The sequence below is a fragment of the Streptomyces sp. NPDC059564 genome (genome assembly GCF_042735575.1).
GTDB lineage: Bacteria > Actinomycetota > Actinomycetes > Streptomycetales > Streptomycetaceae > Streptomyces.
In genome coordinates this window covers 1-6,255 of the sequence record NZ_JBHWBP010000419.1, presented here as the reverse complement: position 1 = coordinate 6,255, position 6,255 = coordinate 1, and the positions used below count along the sequence as shown (strand labels likewise).

At 69.8% G+C, this 6,255-nt stretch carries 5 protein-coding genes; 1 reads left to right on the top strand and 4 read right to left on the bottom strand.

All coding sequences use genetic code 11. The features are described from left to right. Nucleotides 1-129: 129 nt before the first annotated feature. Entirely contained in the window at nt 130-3,042 is a 2,913-nt protein-coding gene (locus tag ACFV0Q_RS37060) for a UPF0182 family protein (RefSeq protein ID WP_385011781.1), read from the bottom strand. A gap of 136 nt (nt 3,043-3,178) precedes the next feature. Between ACFV0Q_RS37060 and ACFV0Q_RS37055 the strand changes: the two genes are divergently transcribed. Continuing rightward, nucleotides 3,179-3,751, top strand: a complete 573-nt coding sequence (locus tag ACFV0Q_RS37055; protein ID WP_385011780.1) for a PPA1309 family protein — start codon at nt 3,179-3,181, stop codon at nt 3,749-3,751. A 31-nt stretch (nt 3,752-3,782) separates the two neighbouring features. Here ACFV0Q_RS37055 and ACFV0Q_RS37050 read toward each other — a convergent pair whose 3' ends face one another. From ACFV0Q_RS37050 to ACFV0Q_RS37040, 3 genes are all read right to left on the bottom strand, one after another. Continuing rightward, the gene (locus tag ACFV0Q_RS37050) at nt 3,783-4,871 is read right to left on the bottom strand and encodes a PDZ domain-containing protein (RefSeq protein ID WP_385011777.1); all 1,089 of its coding nucleotides are present in this window, start codon (nt 4,869-4,871) and stop codon (nt 3,783-3,785) included. Between the two features lie 110 nt (nt 4,872-4,981). Next, complete coding sequence (locus ACFV0Q_RS37045; protein ID WP_266574041.1) at nt 4,982-5,188, bottom strand: hypothetical protein; 207 nt, start codon at nt 5,186-5,188, stop codon at nt 4,982-4,984. A 312-nt stretch (nt 5,189-5,500) separates the two neighbouring features. After that, on the bottom strand, nt 5,501-5,962 hold the full coding sequence (locus ACFV0Q_RS37040; RefSeq protein WP_385011775.1) for a molybdenum cofactor biosynthesis protein MoaE: 462 nt from the start codon (nt 5,960-5,962) through the stop codon (nt 5,501-5,503). Nucleotides 5,963-6,255 lie beyond the last annotated feature (293 nt).

Sequence of the window (6,255 nt, the reverse complement as noted above, 5' to 3'; positions counted from 1 at the left end):
GGATTTGAACCTGCGACCTCTGGGTTATGAGCCCAGCGAGCTACCGAGCTGCTCCACCCCGCGTCGGTGAAACCACAGTATCACGACGCGGGACGGTGCCATTACCGCCTGCTTTCCAGGTGACGGTGCCTAGCCTCCCGGCTTGGGCGTCGTCGGCTTCGCCTCGGCGTCGATCGCCCGCTTCAGCGCCGCCTTGATGTCGTCCTGCGCCTTGCCGAAGGCCGTCCAGTCGCCGGCCTGCCTGGCCTTCTCGGCGGCTTCGACGGCCTTCTGGGCGTCGTCGAGGGCCGCCTTGACCGTCGGGTCCTGGCTGGTGGGCGGAGTGGTGGTGCCCTCGCCCGGCGGGGTCGTCGGGGGCGTCGGCGTGGTGGGCGTGGTCGGGGCCTCGGCTCCGAAGACCACGTTCAGCGCCTTCTCCAGGGTGTCCTCGAAGGCCGTCTGGCCGCCGTAGGTCACGAGCACCTTGCGCAGCAGCGGGTACTTGAGCCCGGAGCTTCGGACGTACACCGGCTCCACGTAGAGCATGCCGCCGTCCAGCGGGACCGTGAGCAGGTTTCCGTACTCGACCTCGGAGTCACCACCGCGCAGCAGGCGGATCGACTCGGCGATCTTCGGCTCGGAGTTGAACTTGCTCTGGACCTGCTTGGGGCCGTCGACCGGGCTGCTGGTCGGCAGCTTCAGGAGTCTGATCTTGCCGTAGTCAGGGGTGCCCGGATCGGCGTTGACCGCCATGAAGGCGCTCAGGTTGTCCCGGCCGTTCGGCGTGAAGGTGGTGGTGAGCGAGAAGACCTGGTCCTTCTCCTTCTGCACCGGCATCTTCATCGACAGGTAGTACGGCGGAACCGCCGTACCGTCCTTGGTCGTCGGGTCGTTCGGAACCTGCCACGCCTCGCTGCCGCTGAGGAAGGTCTGCGGGTCGGTGACGTGGTACCGGGTGAGCAGCTCGCGCTGGACCTTGAAGAGGTCCTGCGGGTAGCGCAGGTGGTCCATGAGCGTCTTGTCGATCGCGCTCTTGGGCTTCACCGTGCCCGGGAAGGCCTTCATCCAGGTCTTGAGGACCGGGTCCTCGGTGTCCCACTGGTACAGGCTGACCGTGCCGTCGTACGCGTCGACGGTGGCCTTCACCGAGTTGCGGATGTAGTTGACCTGGTTCTCCTGGGCCACCACCGCGCGCTGGCTGTTGGTCAGCGAGTCGGTGGTGCTGTCGCCCAGCGTGGTGCGCGAGGCGTACGGGTAGCCGTTCGTCGTCGTGTAGGCGTCGACGATCCACTTGACCCGGCCGTCCACGACCGCCGGGTACGGTGCCCCGTCGATGGTCAGCCAGGGCGCGACGGCCTCGACGCGCTCCTTGGGCGTGCGGTTGTACAGGATCCGCGAGCCCTCGCCGATGGCGCCCGAGTACAGGATCTGCGGCTCGCTGAAGGCGAGCGCGTACGCGGCCCGGTTGACCGGGTTGTCGAGGTTGACGCCGGAGTCGCCCTTGTAGCTCGTCTCCTTCTCGCCCTTGTCGTCCGAGTAGTCGAGCTCCTTCTGCGGACCGCCGACGATCGAGTACTGCTTCGTCTGCTCGCCGTAGTAGATGCGCTGCTCGAAGTCCGTGCCGAACATGCCCTTGGAGGGCAGGTCGGACTGGGTGAAGTCGGGGGCGCCCTTGTCGGTGGCCGTGTTGCCCTTGGCGGCGACCACGCCGAAGCCGTGCGTGTACCGGAAGTGGTCGTTGATCCAGTTGTTCTTCGGGATGCCGCCGATGTTCAGCTCGCGGAGCCCGATGACCGTGTCCTGGCCGCTGTACCGGTCCACGGCGAGCGTGGACGGGAAGGCGTAGTAGCCCTTGACCTGCTGGAGCTGCTGGAAGGCCGGGGAGACGATGTTCGGGTCGAGGAGCCGGACGCTGGCGGTGGTGTCCGCCGTCTTGCGCAGCTGGTCCTTGTTCGTGCCGGCGTTGGGCACGCCCGGGTAGTCCTTGACGTCGGTCCCGGCGATCCCGTAGGCGTCGCGCGTGGCCTTGATGTTCTTCTCGACGTACGGGGATTCCTTGGCCTGCTCGTTCGGCTGGACCTGGAACTTCTGCACGATCGCCGGGTAGAGCCCGCCGATGAGGATCGCCGACAGGACCATCAGGCCGAAGCCGATGACCGGCAGCTGCCAGGTGCGGCGCCACAGCGTGGCGAAGAAGAGCAGCGCGCAGATCGCCGCGATGGCGACGAGGATCGTCTTCGCGGGCAGGTAGGCGTTGGCGTCGACGTAGCGCAGGCCGGTCCAGTTGTCGGCGGCCTTGAAGTCGCTGGACTTCACGGCGAGGCCGTACCGGTCGAGCCAGTACGCGACGGCCTTGAAGGTGACGAAGAGGCCGAGCAGCACCGACAGGTGCCCGGTGGCCGCGGCGGTGGCCCGGGCGCCCGGGCTGGTCACGCGCAGTCCGCCGTACAGGTAGTGCACGACGACGGCGGCGATCACCGAGAGCACGACGGCGGCGAAGCCGAAGCCGAGCAGGAAGCGGTACCAGGGCAGGTCGAAGGTGTAGAAGGACACGTCCAGACCGAACTGGGGGTCCTTGCGTCCGAACGGCACCCCGTTCACGTACATCAGCCAGGTCTTCCACTGGCCGGCGGCGGAGGCGCCCGCGATCAGCCCGACGACGACGGCGATGCCCAGGAGCAGCCACTTCTTGTACGGGGCGATGCTCATCCGGTAGCGGTCGAGGCTCTGCTGCTCCATCGACATCGCGCTGAGCGGCGGCCGCAGCCGGTGCGCCAGCCAGATGTTGAACCCGACGGCACCCGCCATCAGCAGGCCGAAGACGGCGAACAGGCCGATCTTGGTCCACAGGGTGGTGGTGAAGACGGTGGAGTACTTGACGGAGCGGAACCAGAGCCAGTCCGTCCAGAAACCGGCGAACATGACGAACGCCATGGCCAGGACGGCAAGGACGCCCAGGGTCATCAGAAGAGTCCGGGCGCGCCGGGACGGGCGGCCGACTCTCATCCGTGGCCCGGAGGGGCCTCCGCCGCGGTCCGGCATCTGGAAAGCCAAGGTGCGCACCTCGAAAGTCGCTGTGGTCTGGTCGGTCTCTGGCGTACTGAAAAGTTTCCAAAGCTGGGCCCCCGATCGTAGGGCCCACTCATGCAACTTACTGAGGCTTTAGTCAGTTCCCGGTATCGGGGAGAAAGGAGGCAGGATGTTGTCCATGTCCAACCTTTCGCCCTCCCCCGGCACCCCCATGGCGGCCACTCCGCTGACCCGCGCCGTCCTCGAAATCGACGAGTACGCCTCCACCCTCGGCTGGGACAGGCCCGCCCGGCTCTTCGCCCTGGTCGACACCGCCCGCCTGCGCGGGTCGGAGCCCGGGCTCGCGAGCCGGCTCGGCCTCGACCAGGACGACACCGGCAAGAACCAGCTGACGCCGATCGAGCAGGACGAGGTCCCGGCCGGGACGCCGCTGGACAAGTTCCTGGGCACCATCGCCTGGCCCGACGCGATCGTCGGCTGCGCCCTGACCGTGGAGCGGCTGATGCTCCCGCCGTCCGCGGAGGCCTCCGTACCGGAGGGGCTCAGCGACAAGCAGCTGGCCAAGTGGGTCGCCGCGCACCCGGACCGGCAGGAGGTGCGGCTGACCGTGGGCGTGCTGCGCGACGGGTCGCGGGAATCCGCGGTGCGGCTGCGGGAGAAGGACTCCTCCAGCGAGGTGCTGACCGGGGCGACCCTGGTCCCGGGCCTGGCCGAGGCGCTGGCCGCGACCTTCCTGGACTAGCCGGACCCGCCGGGGGCGGCGGGGGCCGCGGTCAGGACTTCGCGCACTGCGGCAGCCCCGCCGTGTCCCCCTTGCCGATCTTCTCCAGCGCCTTCGCGGCGTCGTCGATGGTGGCGACCTTCACCAGGGTCAGGCCGTCGGGCACGTGCGCGGCGGCCGAGGCGCAGTTCTCGGCCGGGGTGAGGAAGTACTCGGCCCCGGCCTGGCGGGCGCCGATGGTCTTCATCTGGATGCCGCCGATGGGGCCGACCTTGCCGGCGTCGTCGATGGTGCCGGTGCCGGCGATGAACTTCCCGCCGGTGAGGCTCTCGGGGGTCAGCTTGTCGACGATCCCGAGGGCGAACATCAGGCCCGCGCTGGGTCCGCCGACGTCGGCGAGCTTGATGTCGATCGGGAACGGGAAGGTGTGGTCGGTCCCGGCCCGGATGCCGACGATGGCGTGGCCGTCGTCCGGCGCCTTGCCCGCGGTGACGGTGATCTTGGTGGTGGCGGTGGGCTCGCGGTTCGCCTTCTCGGCCTCGGCGGCCTCGGCGGCCGGGACGATGGTGAACTCGACGGGCTCGCCGGGCTTGTGCTTGGTCACGAGCTTGGCCACGTCGGCGGGGTCGGTGACCGTCGCGCCGTCCACTTCCTTGATCACGTCCCCGGCGTGCAGCTTGCCCTCGGAGGGGCTGCCCTTGACGACGGTGGAGACGATGACGCGGGCGCTGACCGGGATGCCGAGCTGCTTGAGGGCGGCCACCTTGGCGCTCTCCTGCGACTGGCTGAACTCCTCGGCGTTCTCCTGCGTGGATTCCTTGTCCGTCTTGCCGTTCGGGTACAGGTTCTCGTGCGGCACGACGATGTTGTCGTCGGCCAGCCAGCCGTACACGGCTTCCAGCAGGTTCATGTCGTAGTCGGCGCCGGTGACGCGGACCGTGGTCATGTTGAGGTGACCGCTGGTCGGGTACGTCTTGCGGCCCGAGATGTTCAGGACCGGCTCGCCGCGGGAGTCGCCGAGCGTGTTCACGGTCGGGCCCGGGCTCATCTCGGAGTACGGGACCTTGATGAACACCCCTGCGCAGAGCAGCGCGAACAGCACGAGGAAGGAGGCGAGCATCGTCGCGGTGCGGCGTGGCATGGATCGACAGTACGGGACGGCCTCGGCGGGCGGCCCGTGGGGCCGGTCCGTACGGGGGCCGCGGGCGGAACTCTCAGGCGATTCTCAGGGGGCGGGACTCACGGGACGCTTCAGACGGCGTCGGAACCGGAGTGCGCCTTCTCTTTCGTCCGGGCCCGATGGGCTCGGTCGGCCTTGTCCATGACCTCTCGGAACCTCGCGTAACCGGCGAGTTCCGATATGTCGCCTTGTGTGCGGTCGCGTGCCGCCCAGCTGCCCCATATCGCCGCTCCGATCGCGGCGAACAGCGGAATCAGCAACCACGCCAGTGACGCCATGGACGTGCCTCCCTGCCCCGAAAGTACGTGTCGTTGGTGGCTTCAACGCTCGTGCCCGGGAGGGGGTTACGCAAATCGAGGGCGTGTTGCGCGGCCGAACGGGTGTGAGGCTACCCCCACCCGGGTCCACTCCCGCCGCCGGGGCGGTTCAACGGCTCCGCACGCCTCAGCAGGCGCCGACCCATTCCTCGGTGCCGTCCGCGAAGGGCCCCTCTCCAGACGCCGCCCTCGCACTGCTCGGCGCCGGAGCGCCTCACAGGCTTCGGCCGGCTGCGCCGGACTCCGTCCCGCCGGGTCCGTGGCCCGCACGCCTCAGCAGGCGCCGACCCACTCCTCGGTGCCGTCCGCGAAGGTCTGGTGCTTCCAGATGGGGACCTCGTGCTTGAGGTCGTCGATCAGCATCCGGCAGGCCTCGAAGGCCTCGCCGCGGTGCGGGCAGGAGACGGCTACGACCACAGCCAGGTCGCCCACGGCCAGGTCGCCGATGCGGTGGACGGCCGCCAGGGCGCGGACCGGGTACTTCGCGATGACGCGCTCCGCGACGCGGCGCATCTCGGCCTCCGCCGTCGGGTGGCTGAGGTAGCCCAGCGAGTCGACGTCGGCGCCGCCGTCGTGGTTGCGCACCGTGCCGACGAACAGGGTCGTGCCCCCGGTCGCGTCGTCGCCGACGGCCCGGAAGACCTCGTCGATCGAGAGCGGGGCGTCACGGATCTCGAGCAGCCGGATCGGGTCCGGGGCGGCCTGCTCGCCGGGGTGGTCGAAGTGCGGTGCCATGCCTCCCATCGTGCCCTAGCGGCTGACGTGGCGGAATAGCCGATTCGCCCGGGCCGGGCCCGTCCGGTTGGGAGCCTCCTACAGGACCCCCCGGCCGACCGGGGCGGGGCTCCCGGGGCGGCGCCCCCGGCAGCGGCGGCGCGGCCCGGCCCCGGCCGCGACCGGCCCGGACACCGGCCCGGCCGGCGGCCTGGTCAGCCGTCCCGTCACAGGCCCCGGCGCCGACGGGCCGCGCGGATCGCGGCGGCCGCGCCGAGCAGCGCCACCGTCGCACCCGCCGCACCCGCGGCCGT